This window comes from Streptomyces sp. NPDC051976 (genome assembly GCF_040680795.1).
Classification (GTDB): domain Bacteria; phylum Actinomycetota; class Actinomycetes; order Streptomycetales; family Streptomycetaceae; genus Actinacidiphila.
In genome coordinates this window covers 42,745-65,454 of record NZ_JBFAXL010000046.1, presented here as the reverse complement: position 1 = coordinate 65,454, position 22,710 = coordinate 42,745, and the positions used below count along the sequence as shown (strand labels likewise).

The window sequence follows — 22,710 nt, the reverse complement described above, 5'->3', positions numbered from 1 at the left end:
GGTGGAGGGGCGTCCGGTGCCGGTGCCGGTCTTCGATCGAAGCCACCGGAGGCGTACTGCCTCTCGGGGGCCACTACCGAGGACCGGCTATGCGGCGAACAGGAGGACGCTCCTCCTCATACGTCATCACCATTGCACCAGATGACGAAGACATCACGCACTTCCTGTGCGTGCTTCGTCGCTCGGTGCGTATATGGCAAAGGGAGCGGCCCCGTCTCGCGGGAACCGCTCCCCTGCACGGCGTCCTAGCGAACGCCCGCCGCGCCGGCACGGATGCCGAGGCGCTCGCGGAGCTCACGGAAGCGCGTGATGTCCTTCTTGGCCAGGTACTGCAGCAGACGGCGGCGCTGGCCGACCAGGATCAGCAGACCACGACGCGAGTGGTGGTCGTGCTTGTGGGTCTTCAGGTGCTCGGTCAGGTCCGAGATACGGCGGGACAGCAGAGCGACCTGGACCTCGGGGGAGCCGGTGTCGCCCTCCTTGGTGCCGAACTCGGCGATGATCTGCTTCTTCGTCTCGACGTCGAGCGACATACGGACTCCTCCAGGTGTCAGTGGCCTCCGAGCGCCCCCGGTCTTCATCGCGGGGGATACTGAGTGAACTCGCGAGGCGCGGTCACGGGGTGTGAACACACACGTGACCGTCACCCAGAGTACCAGCCCGCCGCACCTTGCTTACCCGCGATGATCATTTCCACCGGACCCGGTTCCGCGCGGCCCACGGGCCCGGGCGCGTCGCGGGCGGCCCGCAGACGGCTGAAGGCGGTGGGCGCGGCGCCGCGCGCCAGGTACGACGTGATCCCGGCGTGGATCAGGGCGGCGCACTCCCGGGGTGTCGCCGTGGTGCTGTCGCACTCGATGTCGTAGACGCCGTGCGCGTGCACCCGTGACTGCTGGTACGCCGCCAGGCCCGGCGGGCGGTCGCCGCGGGCCCGCTCCCTGCGCTCCAGCTCGTCCAGGGAGCAGTGCACGCCGACCAGGAAGACCTCGGCGTCGGCCAGCACCGTCAGGCAGTCCTGGAGCCGCCACGGCTCGCTCAGCACATGGTCGACGACGACGTCGTTCCCCGCGGCGGCCATTCCGGCGACGGCCCGGTGGAATCCCCTCCGGGTGCGCTTGAGTACGTCGTCCAGCGCGTCGGCGGCGATCTCCTTGTGGGCGCGCATCGCGCCGAAGGCGTCGACGGACATGTGGAAGTACGGGTCTCCGTCGAGGAGTTCGAGCAGTTCGCGCGCAATGCTCGATTTGCCCGAACTGGACGTCCCGTTCAGGAAGATGACCCGGCCGTGCCGGGGTGCGGCGGCGCCGGGGTCAGGGGTGGAGTCATGGGCCGTCGGCATGGGAAGGAGCCTAGGGCGTGTCCGCAAAGTGGCGTCGTCCGCCCGCAGGGCGGGGTCGGCGGCGTCTGGTGCGTGCGCTCGCAAGGCGGAGGGTCGTCCTCGTAGTGGGCCTACTCGGATGCGCCCGACAACGCAGCGAGCGTGCGTGCCAGGCGTCGCCGACCAGACGAGACTTTGCGGACACGCCCTAGCGAGGCGCCCGGGGGCGGGAGTTGGGCGGATGCGGCGCCTGTCGCGGGGCGGCGTGCGGTGTAAGGGGCGCCCGCCCAGGGAGGCGGCCCTGACATCGGGTGCCTACCGGCGATTAGTCTTGCCCTGACGGGGAGGGGATCGGCCAGGGGGCGCGGGGGTACGCGGTCCGGGGCGCGGTTCCACGACGATGTCCTGCGCGGGCGGCCGACTCTCACGGGTCGTCAACCTCGCGGGACGCGTTACAGCAGCAGACCAGGAGGCATTGTGAGCAGCGATCGGGACGACAGCCGCGTGGGCGGGGCCGCCCCTGTCGAGGACCAGGCCGAGGCGGACTACACGGGTGAGTTCAGCTTCCGCGACGCGGCTCCTGCCTGGTACATGCGGGACGCGTCCAGCGCGGAGTCCGACGAGGACGGCGAAGGTGACGACGCCGGTGCCGATGCCGGTTCCGGTTCCGCTGAGGCCGCGCGGGAGCCGGAGGACGCGGCGCCGCAGGTCGCGGACGCGGCGCCCGAGCCGGTGCGCGACGCCGTTCCGACGGCCGAGCCGTCCTGGTCGGCGATCTCGGTGCCCTCGATACCGCTGCCGTCGTCCGCGGCGCCCGAGCCGGAGGACGCGGCGGCCGCGGTGGCCGACGCCGAGCCCGAGCGGGAGCCGGAGCCCGAGGACGCGCCGCCCGCCGCGGCCGCCGAGCCGTCGTGGTCGGCCGGTGCGGTGCCGTCGATACCGCTGCCGTCGGCCGCGGCCGAATCCGAGCCTGCCGCGGGTGAGCCCGCCTTCCCCGCGTTCGGGAAGAGCGAGGACCGTGAGCCGCAGGGCGCGGTGCGCAGTGAGGCCACCGTGCGCTTCTCGGCGGCGTCGCTGCGCCGTGAGGTCGAGGAGCGCGAGGCGGCCCAGCGGGAGACGGCGGAGCCGTCGGACGCCAAGCCCGCGGCGCCCGCCCACGCGCCGGAGCCGGAACCCGAGCAGCGCGCCCCGGTCTGGACGCCGCTGGCGCCCGAGGCGGCACTCAACCCGTGGGCGCCGACCCCGCCGCGGAGCCCCGTACCGCCGCTCCCCCCGCAGTTCGAACCCGCGGACACCCCGCGGCCCCCCGCGGACAGCGCCCCGGCCTTCCCGCCCCCGACCGGTGCCCCGGCGGCCTTCCCGCCGCCGAGCGGCGAGCCCGTCAACCTCCAGGACTTCCCGCCGCCCAGCGGCCCGCCCGTCCCCCAGCCCGACCACGGCTTCCCGCCGCCCGCCGCCCACATCCCCCCGCAGGGCGCCTACGGCTTCCCGCACCCCCCGGCCACCCCGGAACCCGCCGAGCCGAGCGGCTACGGCTTCCCGCGCCCCGCGCCCCCCGAGCCGGCCCAGACCCCGCCCGCACCCGACGGCTACGGCTTCCCGCGACCCACCGAGCCCGAGGCACCCCACGCGGCGCCCAGCGCGTACGGGCCCCCGCGACCCGCCGAGCCCGAGACCCCGCAGGCAGCGCCCAGCGCGTACGGATACCCGCAGCCGCCGGCCCCGGTGTCGCCCGCCCCCGAGCCGGTCCAGACCCCGCCCGCACCAGGCGGGTACGGCTTCCCGCGACCGACCGAGCCCGAGGCATCCCAGCCCGGCCAGACCCCGCCCGCGTCCAACGCACCCGGCGGCTACGGCTTCCCCCGGCCCACCGAGCCCGAGGCACCCCAGCCCGCGCCCAGCGCGTACGGATTCCCGCAGCCCCCGGCCCCGGTGACGCCCGTGCCCGAGCCGGAACCGCACGCGGCCCCCGCGCCCAGCGCGTACGGGCCCCCGCGACCCGCCGAGCCCGAGACCTCGCAGGCAGCGGCCAGCGCGTACGGATTCCCGCAGCCGGAGCAGCCCGCGCGGCCCGACCAGCCGGAGGCGCCGCAGCCGCCCGCGCCGGGCGGTTACGGGTTCCCGCAGCCGTCGGCACCCGCCGAGCAGGGCCAGCAGCCGCCCGCGCCCGGTGCGTACGGGTTCCCGCAGCCGCCGGAGCCGGGGCAGAACCTGCCCGCGCCCGTGGACGCCGTACCGCCGCACGCGCAGCAGCCGCAGCCGCAGCCCGCGCAGCCGTACGCGCCCGGTGGCCCGGTGCCGTCGGGGCTGCCGCAGACCCCGGCGCCCGGACCGGTGCCGCCCGCCGGTTACGGCGCCCCGCAGCCGGGACAGCCAGGCCAGGGCCAGAACCTGCCCGTACCGGCGGCGCACCCGGTGCCGCAGCACCCCGAGCCCGCCGCGCCGGGCGCGTACGGCTCCCCCCAACCGGGACAGCCGGGACAGCCCGGGCAGAATCTGCCCGCGCCCAGCGGATACGGCTTCCCGCAGCACGCCCAGCCCGGGCCGGAGCAGGCCGCGGCGCTGCAGCCGCTGCCGCCGCACGGGGGCTACGGATTCCCGCAGCCCGGCCACGCGCAGCCCGGTCAGCCGGAGCAGCCCCAGCCGCCGCAGCAGAACCAGCCGCCGCAGGCACCCGCCGCACCCGCCGCACCGGCCGGGCCGGTGGACCCGCGGATGGGCGGCTGGCCGACGGTCACGCCCGACCAGCGGCAGCGGACGACGCAGGGCGGGGCGCCGCTGGGTTACACGGCGGCCGTGGAGCTCTCGTCCGACCGGCTGCTGCGCAACCAGCCGAAGCCGAAGAAGCCGGGTGCCAACGCGCAGCCGTCGCGGTTCAAGCTGGGCGGCAAGAAGGAGGAGGCGGAGCGGCAGCGCAAGCTGGAGCTGATCCGTACTCCGGTGCTGTCGTGCTACCGGATCGCGGTGATCAGCCTCAAGGGCGGCGTGGGCAAGACCACGACGACCACCGCGCTGGGCGCCACGCTGGCCAGCGAGCGGCAGGACAAGATCCTGGCGATCGACGCCAACCCGGACGCGGGCACGCTGGGGCGGCGGGTGCGCCGCGAGACCGGCGCCACCATCCGCGACCTGGTGCAGGCGATCCCATACCTGAACAGCTACATGGACATCCGGCGGTTCACCTCGCAGGCCCCGTCCGGGCTGGAGATCATCGCCAACGACGTGGACCCCGCGGTGTCCACCGCCTTCAGCGACGAGGACTACCGGCGGGCGATCGACGTGCTCGGCCGCCAGTACCCGGTGATCCTCACCGACTCGGGCACCGGCCTCCTCTACAGCGCCATGCGCGGCGTGCTCGACCTGGCCGACCAGCTGATCATCGTGTCCACGCCCTCGGTGGACGGCGCATCCAGCGCGAGCACCACGCTCGACTGGCTCTCCGCGCACGGCTACGCGGAACTGGTCGCGCGCAGCATCACGGTGATCTCCGGTGTCCGCGAGACAGGCAAGATGATCAAGGTCGACGACATCGTGGCGCACTTCGCGCAGCGCTGCCGCGGCGTGCAGGTGGTGCCCTTCGACGAGCACCTGGCGGCGGGCGCCGAGGTCGACCTCGACATGATGCGGCCCAAGACGCGTGAGGCGTACTTCAACCTCTCGGCCATGGTCGCGGAGGACTTCACCCGCGCCCAGCAGGCACAGGGGCTGTGGACGGCGGACGGGCTCAACCCGCCGCCGCACCAGGCGCCGCCGATGCCGGGCGGCCCCGGCCAGTACGGGGCGGCGCAGGGGCAGCAGTACCCGGCGCCCCCGCCGCAGAGCGGCTACCCGGCACCCGGCCAGCCCGGTCAGCCAGCCCCTCAGGGGCAGCCGGTCCCGCCCGGCCAGCACGTGCCGCAGCCCGCCCCGCCGCAGCACGGCCAGCTGCCGCCCGGTCAGCTTCCTCCCGGCCAGTACGGCGGTCCGCCGCAGGCGCCGCAGGGCTACCCGCCGCCGCAGCAGGCCGCTCCGGCGCCGTTCCAGCCGCAGTCGCCGCAGCCGCACGCCCCGCAGGCGCAGCAGGGGTGGCCGCAGCAGGCGGGTCAGCCGGGGCAGCCCGGCCAGCCGCCGCAGGACCCGCAGGCATGGTCGCCGCAGCCGGGCCAGCCGCAGCCTCCGTACGACCCGCAGGGGTATCCGCCGCCGCCCCCGCCGCAGTAGCCCCGCGGCCCGGCACCAGGGCTCGCCCCCGGCGCCGGCATCGGCGCCGACATCAGGGCCGTCATCAGCGATCACCGCTGGTGGCGGCCTTGTGCGTGCCCGGCGCCAGGGCCGCGTACATCACCGGGGGTACGCGGCGTCCCCCCGGAGATGCAGCCGGGCGGGTGCGGAATCCGCCCGTGGACCGTCGTGCTGGAAGGGCGCGGGAAACAAGATGGAGTCATCCCCCATCCCCTGCCGTCGAGGACCAGCGATGATCGAAGCCCACGCCCTCACCAAACGCTACGGCGAGCGCACTGCCGTCTCCGACCTCAGCTTCACCGTCCGGCCCGGCACGGTGACCGGCTTCCTCGGCCCCAACGGGGCGGGCAAGTCCACCACCATGCGGATGATCCTGGGCCTCGACGCGCCCACGACCGGCAACGTGACCGTCAACGGCAAGCACTACGCCGAGCACCGCGCCCCGCTGCACGAGGTCGGCGCGATGCTGGAGGCGCGGGCCATACACACCGGCAGGAGCGCGTACCACCACCTGCTGGCGCTGGCCGCGACCACCGGTATCCCGCGCCGCCGGGTGGACGAGGTGATCGACATCGTGGGGCTGCGCGAGGTGGCACGCAAGCGCGTCGGCGGCTTCTCCCTCGGTATGGGCCAGCGGCTCGGTATCGCCAGCGCGCTGCTCGGCGACCCGGCCACCCTCGTCCTCGACGAGCCGGTCAACGGCCTGGACCCCGAGGGCATCCTGTGGATCCGCAACCTGCTGAAGGACCTCGCGGCCGAGGGCCGTACCGTCCTGCTCTCCTCGCACCTGATGTCCGAGATGGCGCTCACCGCCGAGCACCTGATCGTCATCGGCCGCGGCCGGCTGATCGCCGACACCTCGGTGGAGGACTTCGTACGGGGCGCCGCGGGATCGTCGGTGCGGGTGCGTACCGACGAGGCGGAGCGGCTGCGGCAGTTGCTCGCCGGTCCCGACGTGGCGGTGGCCTCGATGGAGCGCGGTGTGCTGGAGGTGACAGGGCTGACCAGCGACCGGATCGGCCGGATCGCGGCCGACGCGGCCATCGCGCTGGCCGAACTGACCCCGCAGCAGGCCTCGCTGGAAGAGGCGTTCATGGAACTGACCCGGGACGCGGTGGAGTACCAGACCCCCGCGCGCGAGCCGGAAGGACTGGCGGCATGAGCACTCTGACGGCCACCACCGCCACCCCCGCCGCGGCCGGGGCGCCCCGCCGCTCGGAGGTCACCCAGGCACGGGTGCTGCACTCCGAGTGGATCAAACTGCGCACCCTGCGCTCGACGTTCTACACACTGCTCGCCGCGATGGTCGCCCTGATCGGCTTCGGGCTGCTCTTCTGCGCCGTCACCGCCAGCCGCTGGGACAGCCTCCCGGCGCACGAACGCGCCAACTTCGACCCGTCGCTCACCAGCCTGCGCGGCTTCTTCCTTGCGCAGCTCGCGATCGGTGTGCTGGGCGTGCTGATGATCACCGGTGAGTACGCGACCGGAATGATCCGCGCCTCGCTGTCCGCCGTGCCGCGCCGCCTGCCGGTGCTGTGGGCGAAGGCCGCGCTGTACGCGGCGGTGACCTGGGTACTGATGACCGCCGGCGCCCTGATCGCCTTCCTCTGCGGCCAGGCGCTGCTCGCGCCCAAGCACATCGGGACCTCGCTGAGCGACCCGGGTGTGGTGCGGGTGGTGCTGGGCGTGGGCCTGTATCTGACCGTGGTGGGCCTGATGGGTGTCGCCATCGGCGCGCTCATCCGCAACACCGCGGGCGGTATCGCCACCGTCTTCGGGCTGCTGCTGGTGCTGCCGGTGCTCGCCGAGGCGCTGCCGTCCTCCTGGAGCAACCACATCGGCCCCTATCTGCCGAGCAATGCCGGTCAGGCGCTGATCTCGCTGCACCGCGAGGCGCATACGCTGGCGCCATGGACGGGCTTCGCGGTGTTCTGCCTCTACGCGCTGGCCGCGCTCGCGGGCGCGGCGGTGCTGCTCAAGCGGCGCGACGCGTAGCGGTGACGCGATGACGTACGCGCTGCCGTCCATGTCCTGGACCAGCCGCACCGCGCGGTCGTGGCGCGCCCTGCTCGGGCGCGCCCGGCGGCGCACACGCGCGGAGCTCTCGCCGCTGGCGGTGGACGCGCTGTTCGCGCTGGGGCTGTTCGTGGCGCTGTCCGCGCTGTTCCGGCGGGCGCTGCAGGCCGACCCGGTGCCGCTGCTGCTGGTGCAGACCGGGATGGTGCTGCCGCTGGTGTGGCGGCGGCGCGCGCCGCTGGTGGTGTTCGGCTGCGTGGCGGGCACGGCCTTCGTGCAGTGGCTGGTCGACTACCGGACGCCCGCCGACCTCGCGCTGCTGGTGGCGCTGTACTCGGTGGCCGCCTACCGCTCGCGGCGGCACACCCTGCTGGCGTTCCTGGTGGTGGAGGGCGGCGTGCTGCTCGCCACGCTGAGCTGGTCGATCCACGAGCGCGCGCCGGCCACCTTCGTGTCGCTGTCGGCGATGGCGGTGGCGTCGACGGTCATCGGGGTGAACATGCGCAGCCGCCGGGACCAGATGGCCTTCCTGGAGGACCGGGCGGTCCGGCTGGAGCGCGAGCGCGACCAGCAGGCCCTGCTCGCGGTGGCCGGTGAGCGGGCCAGGATCGCCCGCGAGATGCACGACATCGTCACGCACAACCTGTCGGTGATGGTGGCGCTGGCCGACGGGGCGGTCTTCGCCCAGCCGCGCAGTCCCGAGCGGGCGACGACGGCGATGCGCCAGGTGTCGGCGACCGGCCGGCAGGCGATCACCGACATGCGGCGGTTCCTCGGGGTGCTGCGGGCCGACGAGCCGGACGCGCTGCGGCATCCGATGCCGGGCATCGCGCAGCTCGAGTCGCTGGCCGACCAGGTGCGGGCGGCCGGGCTGCCGACCCGGCTGTCGGTGGCGGGCGAACCGGCCGCGGTGCCCGCCGCGGCCCAGCTCACCGTCTACCGGCTGGCGCAGGAGGCGCTGACCAACACCCTCAAGCACGCGCCCGCCGGGGCGCACTCCGATGTCCGGGTGGTGTGCGCCCCGGAGACGGTGACGCTCGTGGTCACCGACGACGGCGGCGGCGACCGCCAGCCGGACCCGGCACCCTCGCACGGCCCGCGCCGGGGCGGCGGCAAGCCCGCGTCCTCCCCCGGGCACGGCCTCGCCGGCATGCGCGAGCGCGCCGCGGCCTACGACGGCTCGCTGACCGCGGGCCCACTCCCCGGCGGCGGATGGCAGGTCACCGCCGTCCTCGCCCTCACCACTCCCGAGGTGCCGTGACCACCGCCCGTAACACCCGTACCGCCCCCGCGACCTCCGCGGCCGCTCCCCCGGCCGACGTGCCGCCCGTGACCGCCATCCGGGTGCTGCTGGTGGACGACGAGCCGCTGCTGCGGATGGCGTTCACGATGGTGCTCGACGCGCAGGCCGACATGCAGCCGGTCGGCGAGGCGGGCGACGGCGCGGAGGCGGTCCGGCTGACCCGGGCGCTGCGGCCGGACGTCGTGCTGATGGACGTGCGGATGCCGGGCACCGACGGGATCGAGGCCACCGCCCGCATCATCGAGAGCTGCCCCGAGTCCCGGGTGCTGATCCTCACCACCTTCGACCTCGACGAGTACGCCTTCGCCGGGCTCAAGGCGGGCGCGTCCGGCTTCCTGCTGAAGAACGCGCTGCCCGAGGAGCTGCTGGCCGCGATCCGGGCGGTGGCGGCGGGCGACGCGGTGGTGGCGCCGCGGATCACCCGCAGGCTGCTGGAGAACTTCGCCCACCAACTGCCCTCCTCCGGCGGCGCGGAGGGCGACGAGCGCCTCACCCGGCTGACCGCCCGGGAGCGCGAGGTGCTGGTCGAGGTCGGCCGCGGGCTGTCCAACACCGAGATCGCCGCGGTGCTCCATCTCGCCGAGGCGACGGTGAAGACCCACCTCAGCCGGATCCTGGTCAAGCTGGAGCTGCGCGACCGCGTGCAGGCCGTGGTGTTCGCCTACGAGACCCGGCTGATCCGCCCCAACTGAGCGCGGACCGGGGACTCCGCCCACCCGCGGCCCGCGGCGCCGCCCCGGCGCCCCGGACCTCAGCGCCGCTGTTCGGCGGCGTCCACCAGTTCCCTGGACCGCTTCACGTCGTCGGCCATCCGCTCCAGCAGCGCGTCGATCGAGTCGAACTTCTCCATGCCGCGCAGATACGCCAGGAAGTCCACGGCCACGTGCAGCCCGTACAGGTCGAGGCCGACGCGGTCGATCGCGTACGCCTCGACGGTCCTGGCGGTGCCGTCGAAGGTGGGGTTGGTGCCGACGGAGATCGCGGCGGGCATGGCCTCGCCGTCGACGTGCAGCCAGCCCGCGTAGACGCCGTCGGCGGGGATGGCGGTGTGCGGGAGGGTCTCGACGTTGGCCGTCGGGTAGCCCAGCTCGCGGCCGCGCTGGGCGCCGCGGACCACCACGCCCTCGACGCGGTGCGGGCGGCCGAGGATCTCGGCGGCGCCCTCCACGTCGCCCTCGCCGACCAGCCGCCGGGTGAGGGTGGAGGAGAAGGGTTCGCCGCCGCCGGCCTCACCGCGCACGAAGAGGTCGACGACCTCCAGCTCGTAGTCGTACTTCAGGCCGAGCGCCGACAGGAACTCGACGTCGCCCGCGGCCTTGTGCCCGAAGCGGAAGTTCGGGCCCTCCACGACGTGCTTGGCGTGCAGCCCGTCGACCAGCACGGTGCGCACGAAGTCGCTGGGCGACAGCTTGGAGAACTCGCTGGTGAACGGGATGATCAGCAGCGCGTCCACGCCGAGGTCCGCGACCAGCTCGGCCCGCCGGTGGTGGGCGGAGAGCAGCGGCGGGTGGCTGCCCGGCCGGACGACCTCGCTCGGGTGCGGGTCGAACGTCACCACGACCGAGGGCAGTCCCAGCTCGCGGGCGCGCTCCACCGCGCGTCCCATGATGAGCTGGTGGCCCCGGTGGACGCCGTCATACGAGCCGATGGTGACGACGCTGCGACCCCAGTCACCGGGCACGTCGTCCAAGCCCCGCCAGCGCTGCACCTTGACGCTCCGCTTCTTCGCCGAATCACTGACCTTGCCGTCCTGCGGGTCCAAGCCTCCCATGCCGGTGCGCGGCGGTGCCCATCGGCACGGTCCGCGCGACCGGCGGTGGCCGTTCCCACCTGCGGCGCCCACGCGAATGTGATGTCGGCCGCGAGTCCGTGCGGACCCGCCGCCCCCCGTACGGGGGTGATTTTACGCCTTGGCGTCCAGCCGGCGCCTGGCGCTCGGGCCGATCAGTGTGTCCCAGCCGGCGCCCGATCCGGCGGCCGCGCCGCCCCGCGCCCCGGCTTCCGCGTCCTCGGCGGCGGCGCTGTCCGCGGCGAGCCATGCGTGCAGCAGACCGGAGAAGTCGGGGCAGCCGTGGGCGAGTTCGACGATCCGGCGGTCGAACTGGGCGGCGCCCTCGGGGGTGCGGCCGAGCAGCAGCCCGAGGCGGTGCACCAGGTCGCGGGTGAGCAGCGACGGTCTGCGGTGGCAGCCCTCGCAGGCGGCGGTGAGCAGCGCGTCCAGCACGCTCGCGTCACGCTCGGCGGCCAGCGCCATGTCCAGGAGTTCCTGGCGCAGCGGCCGGGACACATGGCTGCCGGGCGCGGCGAGCACGGGCACGAGGGTGCGCCGGACCTCGGGCGTGTGGTCGCGCAGCAGCGCGGCGGTCAGCGGCAGCAGGACGGCGCGCACCCCGGGGCCCTGTTCCAGCCGCAGGTCGAGGTAGCGGGCGACATGGACGGCGCCTTCCGGCCGGTGCAGCAGATGGTCCTGGACCAGGGCGGCGGCGCGGCGGGCGAGGGCGGGGCTGGTGACCTCCGCCAGTTCCGCCAGCACCTCCGCGGCGCCCTCGCCCGGTTCGCGCAGCCGGGCCTGGAAGGCGGCGAGCACCGGTTCCGGATGGGTGCCGAGGGCGGCGGCCAGCGCGGCCACGGGCAGTTGCGGGTCCCCGGCGGCGAAGTGGCCGAGCGCGGCGGGCAGATGGCGGGCGCGGGTCGCCGGGTCGCGGACCAGCAGGCCGAGCGCGGCGCCGTGCAGGCTGCAGTCGCCCGGCCGGGCGAGGATGGCGAGCGCCGCGTACCGCAGCAGTTCGCGGTCGGCCTCGGACCGTACGAAGGGCGCGGCGCGGCAGCCGTACGAGGCCGCCGCGACATGGCGGTCGGGGCGCGCGTCGTGGGCCCAGCGGTCGACGGCGCGGCAGACCGCCGAGGGCTCGTCCTCGGCGAGGGCGGCGAGCACTTCGTCGGCGCCCGGGTGGCCCGCCGCCACCAGTGCCTCGGTGAGGTCGTCGACCGCTCGCCGCCGGTGGGTGTGCAGCAGCGCCTGGGCGGCGGAGGCGACGGTCAGCCGCGGGGTGTCGGTGCCCGGCGCGGACTGCAGCGGCCGGTCGTCGGCGAACCAGCCGCACACCGCGGGCAGCGCCTCGTGCGGCGACCGGCACACCGTGTCGGCGACGGTGGCGAGGAAGCGGTGCTCGGGGTCGGCGGGCTCGCCCGGCGCGGGCGGCGGGTCGGCGGGCAGCAGCAGCCGCAGCAGGTCGAGCCGCTCGTCCAGCGGCAGCGGCACCCGGCGCCAGAACCAGGGCCCGAACTCGCCCAGCCCGCCCATCCCCTGCGGGGTGAACCCGCCGCGCTCCACCGCGCGTACGGTGATCCGCTCGGCGAGCAGCCGCAGCACCCCGCGGTACGGCGCCGCGTCCGGCACCCTCAGCAGCACCTCGCCCAGCAGCCGCGCCGCCCACCAGACGGCCTCGCCGCGCCGCCCGGCCACCCCGAAGCCGGTGACGGCGACCGCCGCGCCGCCTCTGCGGACCGCCCGCGGATTGGGCACGGTGTCGACGTCCCACTCGTCCTCGCCGACGGCGTGGCCCCTGACCCCGGCGGGCACCACGCGCTCGGCGGGTTCGGCGGCCTCGGCGGACCCCATGAGGGCCGACCCGGCCGCCGGCGGCTCGGGGACGGCGGCGGGCGGGTGGTCCAGGGCGTGGACCAGCATCTCCAGATGGTGGACCAGTGCGCCGGGACCGGCCTGCCGGGCGGTGAGCAGCATGGACTGGACGACGGGGCCCACCCGGTGGCGGGGTACGGGCAGGGAGCGCGGCGCGGACAGCGGCGCCACCGGGGGCGCCGGGGGGACGGGCGGGGGCTGGTGGGCGCGGGTGGCGGGGCGGGAGGGCAGCCGTACGGTTGCTTCCGCCGCGCCGGTGGGGGCGGCGAACCAGCGGTGGACCAGTGCCTGGAGTGCCGCGTCCAGGTCGAGGTGGAGGCCCTGCAGCCAGTCGGCCAGTTCCTCGTGCGCGAAGCGGTAGCCCGCCCCGGCGGGCACCAGCAGGCCCTCGGTGAGCACCGCGGACGCCCAGCCCGTACGCCACGGGAACAGGTCCTCGAACGCCTCCCGTTCCAGTTCGCCCTGGCCCGGTCCCAGGCAGCGCCGCGCCGCCTCGTGCACCTGTCCGGCCACCCGGGCGGCCAGGCGGCGCACCCCACCGCCGCGTACCGGCCGCTCGGCCGCCGCCGCCAGCCGGACCGCGATCCGCAGGCACACCAGGTCGAGGTGGGCGGCGAAGATCTCGGTCCTGGACGGCGGCCCGCCGTCCGGCGCGGTGCCCTCGGGCAGCGAGGCGTGGATCTCCGACAGCAGGCGCAGCGCCAGCGGGTGCGCGGCGTCGTCGGGGGCGAGCGCGGACAGCGGGAGCGCGTAGCGGGTGCGGGCGCGGGCGGCCTGCGCGGCGGGGAGCGCGCCCAGGCGCAGACAGGGCGGAAGGGCGCGCGCGGGGGCACCCGGTGGGGGCTCGGGGGGCGCATCGGGCGCGTGCAGCAGCCGCGCGGGCAGCAGTGCGCCCGCCTGCTCCCAGTACTCGGCGCGGCACGCGACGACCAGCCGCACCTCGCCCGCGCGCAGCCAACTCGCCGTCCCCGCCGTCCAGTCGGCCAGCGAGTGCGCCAGCACCGGGGGCATCTCCTCGGGTGCGTCGAGCAGCACCAGCAGCGGCCGTCCCGCGGCGCGGGCCAGTTCCGCCACGGCGTCGGGCGAGGCGTAGGGCGGTTCGCCGGACGGCGCGCCGCCGCGTCCGGCCGCCGCGCCGACGATCCGGGCGGCGGTGCGCAGCTCGCGTTCCACGGCGTCCTTGATACCGCCGTCGCCCGGCCGCAGTTCGGCGCCGCGCAGCCACACCGTGGGCGCGGGCAGCGGGCCGCGGGCGCGGCGCGCGGCGAGTTCCGCCAGTTCCGTACTGCGCCCCGTGCCGGGGTCGCCGACCAGGCCGAGCACCAGCGGCGCCGTGTCGCCGCGCAGCGCCAGGAACTCCCGCAGCGCGTCGGCGACCTCGGTCCTGCTGATCGGCTCGCGCCACTCCCCGGGCCCGGCCGCGGAGCCCACCGAGGTGGCGGTGAGCTGGAGCGCTCCGGCGAGATTGAGGTGCGGCCCGTACGCGGGCACCGTCGCCGCGTTCCTGGCCAGCAGCTCGGCCAGCGGGCCCGGTTCGCCGCCGCGCGCCCGCAGCGGTACGGCGAACCCGGCCGCCCGGTGCCCGGCGTGCAGGGCGGTGGCGACGACGGCGAGCACCGCGCCGGTCGCCGCGTCGATCAGCGGCGTGCCGGACGCCTGCGGCGCGACCCGGCTCATGTCCACGCCGCCGCCGAGATCGAGTTCGTAGACCTCCTCCAGCAGGTGGAAGCGGTCGGTGGCGGTGTAGGTGACCGCGGTGGTGCCCACGATCGCGCCCTCGGTCCACTGCGGCAGCCGCAGCCGTATCCGCCCGTCGGGGTGGGCCGGGCCGCGGGACGCGATCGGCAGCAGCGGTACGTTCAGCCCCTCGGTGGCCACCAGCGCGAGCCCGGCCTCGGGCAGCGCGGTGATCGCCTCCGCCTCGACCAGGCAGACCTGGTCGCCCGCCGCGTGCAGCACCAGCCGGGCGAGTCCGTCGACCGCCTCATGGCTGGTGATCATGGTGCCGCCGCCGTCGGCGAGGAAGCCCGTACCGCGGGGCCGTCCTGCCAGGTCACAGACGCGCACCAGCGCGTCGTCCACCTCGGCCGCCCGTACCGCCATCGGGCACCTCCCCCGCCACCACGCCCCGATTCGTCCCACTTCGACGGTAGGTGCCTGATGATCTCCCGCCTAGATCGCGAAGGAAAAGCGCCCCCTTGCGCCCCTCCCATCACTCCGAGCGCCCACCCGTTGGGGTGATTTCCGGCCTCGGGGTGGATAGGGAGTGCTCAGGGGGGTCGGAGGGGGATCGTGGAGCGGGACCGCTCAGGGCAGCTCATCGGCCCCGCTCCACGGTATGCCCGCTCACGGGCGCGGTGACGGCCGGAAACCGGCGGTCACCGCCCGGAGGAACGCCCCTACTGGCCGAAGACGGCGACGATCCTGGCCTGACCCTGATGCTCCTCGATGAGCGCCAGGAACCGGCCGTCGGGGCCGAAGACCGCGGTCGGGCCGTCGGCCAGCGCGGGCACCTTGATGCGCACGCCGTTGGCGAGCAGCCGGGCCTGGTCGGCGTCGGCGTCCCAGCGCGGGAAGGCGGCGTCGGCCGCCCGCTCGATCGGCATGACCTCGAAGGACTCCTCCAGCTCCTCCAGGGTGCGCGCGTCGGCCAGTCCGTAGGGGCCGACCCGGGTACGCCGCAGCGCCGTCAGATGGCCGCCGACGCCGAGCCCGGCGCCCAGGTCGCGGGCCAGCGCCCGGATGTACGTGCCGGAGGAGCACACCACGGTGACATCGAGGTCGACGGCTTCCACCGCTTCCGGGGTGTCCGCGACGTCCGCCACCCGGCGCATGTCCTGCACCGTGAAGGAGGAGACCGTCACCGGCCGGGCCGCGAGCTCGAACTCCTCGCCCTCCCGCACCCGGGTGTACGACCGCACCCCGTTCACCTTGATCGCGCTGACCTTGGACGGGACCTGCTCGATCGGCCCGGTCAGCGCCGCGATCCCGGCGTCGACCGCCTCCCGGGTCACCCCGGCGGCCGAGACCGTGGCCGTGACCTCGCCCTCCGCGTCATCGGTCACGGTCGTCTGGCCGAGCCTGATGGTGGCGACGTACTCCTTCTCGGTGAGCGCGAGATGGCCGAGCAGCCTGGTGGCCTTCTCCACACCGAGGATCAGCACGCCGGTCGCCATCGGGTCCAGGGTGCCCGCGTGCCCGACCCGCCGGGTACCGGCCAGCCGCCGCGTCCGCGCCACCACCCCGTGCGAGGTGAGCCCGCCGGGCTTGTCCACGATGACAAGCCCGGACGGGGCTTCGCTCTTGCGCGTCATGCGTTCGGGGAACCGTCCTCGTCGCCCGCCGCGCCCTTCGGGCCGGCAGCGGTGTCGTCGGCGGCCTCGGCCGCCTCGTCGTCGTCCTCCGCGGGCTTGCGGTACGGGTCGGCCTCGCCCGCGTACTGCGCGTCCGTGGCCGCCTTGCGGACCTCCTCGTCGGCCGCACGGGCCTTGGCGAGCAGGTCGTCGATGGTGCGGGCGTTGTCCGGCAGGGCGTCGGCGACGAAGGCCAGGGTGGGCGTGAAGCGCACCCCGGTCTGCCGTCCGACCTCGGAGCGCAGCACACCCTTGGCGCTCTCCAGGGCGGCGGCGGAGGCCGCGCGCTCCTCGTCGTCCCCGTAGACCGTGTAGAAGACGGTCGCCTCCCGCAGATCACCGGTGACCCGGGTGTCGGTGATCGTCACGTAACCGAGCCGCGGGTCCTTGATCCGCCGCTGCAGGGTCTCCGCGACCACGACCCGGATGCGGTCGGCCAGCTTGCGCGCCCGCGCGGTGTCCGTCATCGTCTTCTTCTCTCTGTTCTGGCTGCCTACGTGTGTTCGAATCAGTCATCGCCACCGTGGATGCGCTGCCGGACCGACAGCAGCTCCACCTCGGGGCGGGCGATCATCCAGCGCTCGCACCGGTCGAGGACGTCCTTGATGTGCGCGAGGTCCCCGGACACCACCGCGATTCCTATCTCGGCCCTGCGGTACAGGTCCTGGTCGCCGGTCTCCGCCACACTCACCGCGAACTTGCGGTGGATCTCGGCGACGATCGGACGGACGACCGACCTCTTCTCCTTCAGCGACCGTACGTCACCGAGCAGCAGGTCAAAGCACAGCGTGCCTACATACATGAGCATGAACGGTACACGCGACGGCCGGGGCCGATCGACGGATTATCCATCCGCCGACCGGCCCCGGACCGGTTGTCACACCTCGCTGAGGCGCTGGATCAGCCGCGCGGCTTCTCCCGCATCTCGTACGTCGCGATGACGTCGTCGATCTTGATGTCGTTGTAGTTGCCGAGGTTGATACCGCCCTCGTAACCCTCACGAATCTCGGTGACGTCGTCCTTGAAGCGGCGCAGGCCCTCGATGTTGAGGCTCTCCGCGATGACCTTGCCGTCGCGGAGCAGGCGGGCCTTGGTGTTGCGCTTGACCTCGCCGGAGCGGACCAGCACACCGGCGATGTTGCCGAGCTTGGAGGAGCGGAAGACCTCGCGGATCTCCGCGGTGCCCAGCTCGACCTCTTCGTACTCGGGCTTCAGCATGCCCTTCAGGGCCGCCTCGATCTCCTCGATCGCCTGGTAGATGACCGAGTAGTACCGGACGTCCACACCCTCGCGCTCGGCCATCTGCGCGGCACGGCCGGCCGCACGGACGTTGAAGCCGATCACGATCGCGTCGGAGCCGGTCGCCAGGTCGATGTCCGACTCGGTGACCGCACCCACGCCGCGGTGCAGCACGCGGATGTCGACCTCGTCGCCGACGTCGAGCTGGAGCAGCGAGGACTCGAGAGCCTCCACCGAACCGGACGCGTCGCCCTTGATGATGAGGTTGAGTTCCTGCACCAGACCGGCCTTGAGGGCCTCGTCCAGGTTCTCCAGGGAGAACCGCACACCCTTGCGGGCGAAGCGGACGTTGCGCTCGCGGGCGGCACGCTTCTCGGCGATCTGCCGGGCGGTGCGGTCCTCGTCGACGACCAGGAAGTTGTCGCCGGCACCCGGGACGTTGGTGAGACCGAGGACGAGGACCGGGGTCGAGGGACCCGCCTCTTCCACGTTCTCGCCCTTGTCGTCGAGCATCGCGCGGACACGGCCGTACGCGTCGCCGACCACCATGGTGTCGCCGACCCGCAGGGTGCCGCGCTGGACCAGGACGGTCGCCACGGCGCCGCGGCCGCGGTCGAGGTGGGACTCGATCGCGATGCCCTGCGCGTCCTGCTCCGGGTTGGCCCGCAGGTCGAGCGAGGCGTCGGCGGTGAGGACGACGGCCTCCAGGAGGGACTCGATGTTGAGGCCCTGCTTGGCGGAGATGTCGACGAACATGGTGTCGCCGCCGTACTCCTCGGCCACCAGACCGAACTCGGTGAGCTGGCCGCGCACCTTGGTCGGGTCGGCGCCCTCGACGTCGATCTTGTTGACCGCGACCACGATCGGCACGTCGGCCGCCTTGGCGTGGTTCAGCGCCTCGATCGTCTGGGGCATCACACCGTCGTTGGCCGCGACCACCAGGATCGCGATGTCGGTGGACTTCGCACCACGGGCACGCATGGCGGTGAACGCCTCGTGACCCGGGGTGTCGATGAAGGTGATCTTGCGGTCCTCACCGTTGACCTCGGTCGCGACCTGGTAGGCACCGATGTGCTGGGTGATGCCACCGGCCTCGCCCGCGACCACGTTGGTCTTGCGGATCGCGTCGAGGAGCCGGGTCTTACCGTGGTCGACGTGACCCATGACGGTCACGACCGGCGGACGCGCGACGAGTGCTTCCTCGCCGCCCTCGTCCTCGCCGAACTCGATGTCGAAGGACTCGAGCAGCTCGCGGTCCTCCTCCTCCGGGCTGACGATCTCCAGCACGTAGTTCATCTCGCCGGCGAGCAGCTCCAGGGTGGAGTCGGACACCGACTGGGTCGCCGTGACCATCTCACCGAGGTTGAGCATCACCTGGACGAGCGACGCCGGGTTGGCGTTGATCTTCTCGGCGAAGTCGGTGAGCGAGGCACCGCGCGACAGGCGCACGGTCTGGCCGTTGCCGCGGGGCAGCAGCACGCCGCCCACGGACGGGGCCTGCATGGCCTCGTACTCCTGGCGCCGCTGGCGCTTGCTCTTACGGCCACGCGCCGGACGGCCGCCGGGGCCGCGACCGAACGCGCCCTGCGTGCCACCACGGCCGCCCGGACCACCGGGACGTCCGCCGAAGCCGCCGGGACGGGGACCGAAGCCGCCGCCACCGCCGGGAGCGCCGCCACCGGGACGCGGGCCGCCGAAGCCGCCACCGCCACCACCGGGACGACCGCCGCCGCCGGGACCGGCCGGACGGCCGGCGAAGCCGCCGCCACCACCGGGACGACCACCGGGGCCGCCCGGACGCGCGCCGGGACCACCGCTGCGGCCGCCGGGACCGCCACCGGGACGACCGCCCGGGGACGGGGCGGGACGCTGCGGCATCATGCCCGGGTTCGGGCGCGGGCCCGAGGACTGCGGACGGGGCATGCCGCCGGGGCTCGGACGCGAGCCGCCGGGACCGCCCTGACCGGCCGGGCGCGGCGCGCCACCGGGACGGGGCATGCTGCCCGGGGCGCCGCCCTGGCCGCCGGGACGCGGCGGACGCTCGTCACGGCGCTCGCCGCCGGGACGCGGGGCGCCGCCGGGGCGCTGCATACCGGTGGAGCCGCCGGACGTGAACGGGTTGTTGCCGGGACGCGGGCCCGCGGGGCGCGCGGCACCGGGACGGGCACCACCCTGGCCGGGACCGGCCGGACGCGCGCCGGGGCGGGCGCCGCCGTCACGCTGCTGGCCGGAGCCGGAACCCTGTGCGGGAGCCGGACGGGCCGGACGGGGACCGGGGGTGGCACCGCCGGAACGCGGCGCGGCCGGGGCCTGCGGGGCCGACGGCGGCGCCTGGAACTCGGCCGCGGGCACCGGAGCCGCCGGAGCGGGCTTGGGCGCGGGCGCGGCGGGCGCCGGCTTCGGGCCCGGACGCGGGCCCGCGCCGGGCGCGGGGGTGCTGGAGCCACCGGAACCGGCGCCGGGCGCGGCCGGGGCCGGCGGCGGGGCAACGGGGCTCACGGGGCCGCCGGCCGGCTTGGGCGCCGGGGCAGCGGGACGGGCCGGAGCACCCGGAGTGGGCGCGCCCGGCTTGGCGGCGACGCTCTTGCGCGGTGCCGCGGGCTTCGCAGCGGGCTTGCCGGCGTTACCGCCGCCGGGCCCCTGGAAAGCGTCAGTCAACTTGCGTACAACCGGCGCCTCGATGGTCGAGGACGCCGAACGGACGAATTCGCCGAGTTCTTGGAGCTTGGCCATGACGACCTTGCTCTCGACTCCCATCTCCTTGGCGAGTTCGTATACCCGGACCTTAGCCACTTCGCTCCTTTTAGGTCCGGGGTGATCGTCCGCCGGACCGTCGCTACTTCATGGGCGTACTCATCGCGTACTCATCGAGTGCTCATCGCAATCTCGACCTACTTCCATCTCGCGAGGTACCTGACCGCACGGTGACCCGTGCCGTACTTCTTCTCTCTTACGGGGCTGCCTGCTCGACGAACCGGCGCAACTCCGCGGTATCGGGCGTCACGGGGCCTTTGAAGGCCCGTGCGAACGCCCGGCGGCGGACCGCCAGGTCAAGGCAGGCAAGGGCGGGATGCAGATACGCACCCCGACCGGGCAGCGTACCGCGATGATCGGGAACACAGGTGTCACCGTCCACCGCCACACGCAGCAGCTCGCTCTTGGCCGCACGCTCCCGGCAGCCGATGCAGCTTCGCTCCGGGCATGCTGGTTCGTGCGTCCGACCAGACACTCCTCAGTCTACCTCCCCGCGCCGACCTCACTCCTTCGAGTTATCCGGCGCACGGTTGTTCGTGGCGAGTTTCAGCCTTGCGGCTGCTCGGTGTCCGGGCGGATGTCGATACGCCAGCCGGTGAGCCGGGCGGCCAGGCGGGCGTTCTGCCCCTCCTTGCCGATCGCCAGTGACAGCTGGTAGTCGGGCACGGTCACCCGGGCGGACCTGGCGCCGAAGTCGACGACCTCGACCTTGGAGACCCTGGCCGGGGAGAGCGCGTTGGCGACCATCTCCGCCGGGTCGTCCGACCAGTCCACGATGTCGATCTTCTCACCGTTCAGCTCGGCCATGACCGCCCGCACCCGGGCGCCCATCGGGCCGATGCAGGCACCCTTGGCGTTCAGCCCGGAGCGGGTGGAGCGGACCGCGATCTTCGTACGGTGCCCGGCCTCGCGGGCGATGGCCTCGATCAGCACCGAGCCGTCCGCGATCTCCGGGACCTCCAGCGCGAAGAGCTTCTTCACCAGGTTGGGGTGGGTCCGCGACAGCGTCACGGAGGGGCCGCGCATGCCCTTGGCGACGCGTACGACATAGGTGCGCAGCCGGATGCCGTGCTTGTAGTCCTCGCCGGGCACCTGCTCCTGCACCGGCAGGATGGCCTCCAGCTTGCCGATGTCGACCAGGACGTTCTTGGGGTCCTTGCCCTGCTGGACCACTCCGGTGACGATGTCGCCCTCGCGGCCGGCGTACTCACCGAACGTGATGTCGTCCTCGGCGTCGCGCAGCCGCTGCAGGATCACCTGTTTGGCGGTCGAGGCGGCGATCCGCCCGAAGCCGCTGGGGGTGTCGTCGAACTCGCGCGGCTCGCCCTCCCCCGCCTCCTCGGGCTCCTCCTTGGCCCACACGGTCACATGCCCGGTGTGCCGGTCCAGCTCCACACGGGCCCGCCGGTGGCTGCCGGGCTCGCGGTGGTACGCGATGAGGAGCGCCGACTCGATCGCCTCGACCAGCAGGTCGAACGAGATCTGCCTCTCCTGCACCAGACCTCGTAGGGCCTTCATGTCGATGTCCACGGCTACGCCTCCTCGTCGTTCTCGTCGTGCTCGTGCTCGTCGGTCTCGTCGTGCTCTTCGTTCTCGTCGTACGTGTCGATGTCCGCCACGTCGTCGGCGTCGTCCTCCGGGAGGTCGGCGCCCTTGCGGTTGAACTCGACCTCCACCCGGGCCCGCTCGATCTCCCCGAAGTCCGCGCGGGCGGGCTTGGGCTTGCGGCCCTTGACGCCCGGGACCTCCAGGTCGAGGCCCGAGTCGTCCACATTCATGATCCGTGCGATCAGCTCGCCGCGCTCCTTGAGCTGGAGCTTCACCAGCCGGCCCGCGTTGCGGCGGAAGTGGCGCGGCTCGGTCAGCGGGCGGTCGGTGCCGGGCGAGGTGACCTCCAGGACGTACTCCGCGTCCCCCATGGCCTCCGCGGCGTCCAGCGCCTGCGAGATCTCCCGGGAGAGCGACGCCACCGCGTCGAGCTGCACGCCCTCGTCGGAGTCCACCACGACGAGGAGCTGCCGCCGCTTCCCGGCGGCCGTCACCTTGATCTCTTCCAGATCCAGTCCCGTCGTCACAACGAGCGGCTCGAGCAGCGCCCGCAGCCTCTCACTCTGGGTGGTGCTCATCCGGGTGACTCCTCGGCCGCGTGTGCTGTTGTGATGGAAGGTCGCGTGTAGACGAAAGATTACCCGAGTTTCGGTCACCCACTTCGCCAGCGGCGGCGGGCCGCGGGCGCCGGGCGGAGGGCGCCGAGCAGCGCCGTGGCGAGGCCGTACACTCCCGGAATGATCGCGGATGTGCCTCGTCTCGGGAGGCGGAGTGTGGTGGCGGTGGCGGCGGTCGTCGTCACCGCGGGCTGTTCCGGTGGGACCGGACAGCGGACGGACGGCGCCGGGCGCTCTGCCACGCCCCCCGAGCCAGGGGTGGTGGCCCGGCGGCAGGCTGCGGGTGACAGCGCGGCGCTGCTGGCGCAGTACGACGCCACGGCCGCGGCCCACCCTGCGCTCGCGGCCCGGCTGCGGCCGCTGCGCGCGGAAGTGGCGCTGCACGTGGCCGCCTTCGGCGGCAAGGCGGCGCCCACGCCGACGGCCACCGCGACCGCGACCCCCGCGCTGACGCCGACGCCCACGCCGACCGCGAGCACACCGACCACCGCGGCCGCCGCGCTCGCCTCCCTCGCCGCCGCCGAGCAGCGCCTCGCGGACCGCCGCGCGGCGGTCCTGCTGAACGTGCCGGGCGAACTGGCCCGGCTGTTGGCCTCGGTCGCCGCGGCCGGCGCCGGACATGTCGCGCTGCTGGGCGCGAAGACCGGGACGGGGGCGGGGCGATGAACCCGGCCACCGCCGCGCGGACGGCGACGGGG

Annotated in this window: 17 protein-coding genes; 6 read left to right on the top strand and 11 right to left on the bottom strand. The window is 74.4% G+C overall.

What is annotated here, in order from left to right; translation table 11 throughout:
* Positions 1–245: 245 nt before the first annotated feature.
* Complete coding sequence (gene rpsO / locus AB0M29_RS33470) at positions 246–533, bottom strand: 30S ribosomal protein S15 (protein WP_033173003.1); 288 nt, start codon at positions 531–533, stop codon at positions 246–248.
* A gap of 110 nt (positions 534–643) precedes the next feature.
* A complete protein-coding gene (locus tag AB0M29_RS33465; protein WP_365389665.1) occupies positions 644–1,339 on the bottom strand; it encodes an AAA family ATPase in 696 nt (231 codons plus the stop codon).
* A 456-nt stretch (positions 1,340–1,795) separates the two neighbouring features.
* On the opposite strand from AB0M29_RS33465, the gene AB0M29_RS33460 reads away from it, so the two are divergent.
* The 5 genes from AB0M29_RS33460 to AB0M29_RS33440 all read left to right on the top strand — a co-directional run bounded on the left by AB0M29_RS33460 (position 1,796) and on the right by AB0M29_RS33440 (position 9,550).
* Positions 1,796–5,518: an SCO5717 family growth-regulating ATPase gene (locus AB0M29_RS33460; RefSeq protein ID WP_365389662.1), complete on the top strand. Its 3,723-nt coding sequence runs from the start codon at positions 1,796–1,798 to the stop codon at positions 5,516–5,518.
* Positions 5,519–5,771: 253 nt separating this feature from the next.
* Positions 5,772–6,701 carry an ABC transporter ATP-binding protein gene (locus AB0M29_RS33455; RefSeq protein ID WP_365389660.1) on the top strand — a complete coding sequence of 310 codons (930 nt, stop codon included), beginning with the start codon at positions 5,772–5,774 and terminating at the stop codon, positions 6,699–6,701.
* Entirely contained in the window at positions 6,698–7,534 is an 837-nt protein-coding gene (locus tag AB0M29_RS33450; RefSeq protein WP_365389657.1) for an ABC transporter permease subunit, read from the top strand. Before AB0M29_RS33455 ends, AB0M29_RS33450 begins: the two co-directional genes overlap by 4 nt.
* A gap of 10 nt (positions 7,535–7,544) precedes the next feature.
* A complete protein-coding gene (locus tag AB0M29_RS33445; protein WP_365389654.1) occupies positions 7,545–8,816 on the top strand; it encodes a histidine kinase in 1,272 nt (423 codons plus the stop codon).
* 68 nt (positions 8,817–8,884) lie between these two features.
* Positions 8,885–9,550, top strand: a complete 666-nt coding sequence (locus tag AB0M29_RS33440; protein WP_365389698.1) for a response regulator transcription factor — start codon at positions 8,885–8,887, stop codon at positions 9,548–9,550.
* Between the two features lie 59 nt (positions 9,551–9,609).
* Here AB0M29_RS33440 and AB0M29_RS33435 read toward each other — a convergent pair whose 3' ends face one another.
* The 9 genes from AB0M29_RS33435 to rimP all read right to left on the bottom strand — a co-directional run bounded on the left by AB0M29_RS33435 (position 9,610) and on the right by rimP (position 21,973).
* The gene (locus AB0M29_RS33435; RefSeq protein ID WP_365389695.1) at positions 9,610–10,566 is read right to left on the bottom strand and encodes a bifunctional riboflavin kinase/FAD synthetase; all 957 of its coding nucleotides are present in this window, start codon (positions 10,564–10,566) and stop codon (positions 9,610–9,612) included.
* Between the two features lie 195 nt (positions 10,567–10,761).
* Positions 10,762–14,604 carry a serine protease gene (locus tag AB0M29_RS33430; protein ID WP_365389651.1) on the bottom strand — a complete coding sequence of 1,281 codons (3,843 nt, stop codon included), beginning with the start codon at positions 14,602–14,604 and terminating at the stop codon, positions 10,762–10,764.
* A 296-nt stretch (positions 14,605–14,900) separates the two neighbouring features.
* Positions 14,901–15,815 carry a tRNA pseudouridine(55) synthase TruB gene (truB, locus tag AB0M29_RS33425; protein WP_365389648.1) on the bottom strand — a complete coding sequence of 305 codons (915 nt, stop codon included), beginning with the start codon at positions 15,813–15,815 and terminating at the stop codon, positions 14,901–14,903.
* Positions 15,812–16,321: a 30S ribosome-binding factor RbfA gene (rbfA, locus tag AB0M29_RS33420; RefSeq protein ID WP_365389645.1), complete on the bottom strand. Its 510-nt coding sequence runs from the start codon at positions 16,319–16,321 to the stop codon at positions 15,812–15,814. Before rbfA ends, truB begins: the two co-directional genes overlap by 4 nt.
* Before the next feature lie 41 nt (positions 16,322–16,362).
* The gene (locus tag AB0M29_RS33415) at positions 16,363–16,656 is read right to left on the bottom strand and encodes a DUF503 domain-containing protein (protein ID WP_365389642.1); all 294 of its coding nucleotides are present in this window, start codon (positions 16,654–16,656) and stop codon (positions 16,363–16,365) included.
* 98 nt (positions 16,657–16,754) lie between these two features.
* The gene (infB, locus tag AB0M29_RS33410) at positions 16,755–19,886 is read right to left on the bottom strand and encodes a translation initiation factor IF-2 (RefSeq protein WP_365389639.1); all 3,132 of its coding nucleotides are present in this window, start codon (positions 19,884–19,886) and stop codon (positions 16,755–16,757) included.
* A 157-nt stretch (positions 19,887–20,043) separates the two neighbouring features.
* Positions 20,044–20,322, bottom strand: coding sequence for a YlxR family protein (locus AB0M29_RS33405; protein WP_365389637.1), 279 nt, complete (start codon positions 20,320–20,322; stop codon positions 20,044–20,046).
* A 71-nt stretch (positions 20,323–20,393) separates the two neighbouring features.
* Entirely contained in the window at positions 20,394–21,377 is a 984-nt protein-coding gene (gene nusA / locus AB0M29_RS33400) for a transcription termination factor NusA (RefSeq protein ID WP_365389636.1), read from the bottom strand.
* Between the two features lie 2 nt (positions 21,378–21,379).
* The gene (gene rimP, locus AB0M29_RS33395; RefSeq protein ID WP_365389633.1) at positions 21,380–21,973 is read right to left on the bottom strand and encodes a ribosome maturation factor RimP; all 594 of its coding nucleotides are present in this window, start codon (positions 21,971–21,973) and stop codon (positions 21,380–21,382) included.
* A 159-nt stretch (positions 21,974–22,132) separates the two neighbouring features.
* On the opposite strand from rimP, the gene AB0M29_RS33390 reads away from it, so the two are divergent.
* A complete protein-coding gene (locus AB0M29_RS33390; protein WP_365389630.1) occupies positions 22,133–22,678 on the top strand; it encodes a hypothetical protein in 546 nt (181 codons plus the stop codon).
* Positions 22,679–22,710: the final 32 nt, after the last annotated feature.

Coding starts and splice junctions, on each gene's coding strand:
- rpsO (WP_033173003.1), bottom strand. CDS start 533: ATGTCGCTCGACGTCGAGACGAAGAAGCAGATCATCGCCGAGTTCGGC.
- AB0M29_RS33465 (WP_365389665.1), bottom strand. CDS start 1,339: ATGCCGACGGCCCATGACTCCACCCCTGACCCCGGCGCCGCCGCACCC.
- AB0M29_RS33455 (WP_365389660.1), top strand. CDS start 5,772: ATGATCGAAGCCCACGCCCTCACCAAACGCTACGGCGAGCGCACTGCC.
- AB0M29_RS33450 (WP_365389657.1), top strand. CDS start 6,698: ATGAGCACTCTGACGGCCACCACCGCCACCCCCGCCGCGGCCGGGGCG.
- AB0M29_RS33445 (WP_365389654.1), top strand. CDS start 7,545: ATGACGTACGCGCTGCCGTCCATGTCCTGGACCAGCCGCACCGCGCGG.
- AB0M29_RS33430 (WP_365389651.1), bottom strand. CDS start 14,604: ATGGCGGTACGGGCGGCCGAGGTGGACGACGCGCTGGTGCGCGTCTGT.
- truB (WP_365389648.1), bottom strand. CDS start 15,815: ATGACGCGCAAGAGCGAAGCCCCGTCCGGGCTTGTCATCGTGGACAAG.
- rbfA (WP_365389645.1), bottom strand. CDS start 16,321: ATGACGGACACCGCGCGGGCGCGCAAGCTGGCCGACCGCATCCGGGTC.
- AB0M29_RS33415 (WP_365389642.1), bottom strand. CDS start 16,656: ATGTATGTAGGCACGCTGTGCTTTGACCTGCTGCTCGGTGACGTACGG.
- rimP (WP_365389633.1), bottom strand. CDS start 21,973: ATGAGCACCACCCAGAGTGAGAGGCTGCGGGCGCTGCTCGAGCCGCTC.
- AB0M29_RS33390 (WP_365389630.1), top strand. CDS start 22,133: ATGATCGCGGATGTGCCTCGTCTCGGGAGGCGGAGTGTGGTGGCGGTG.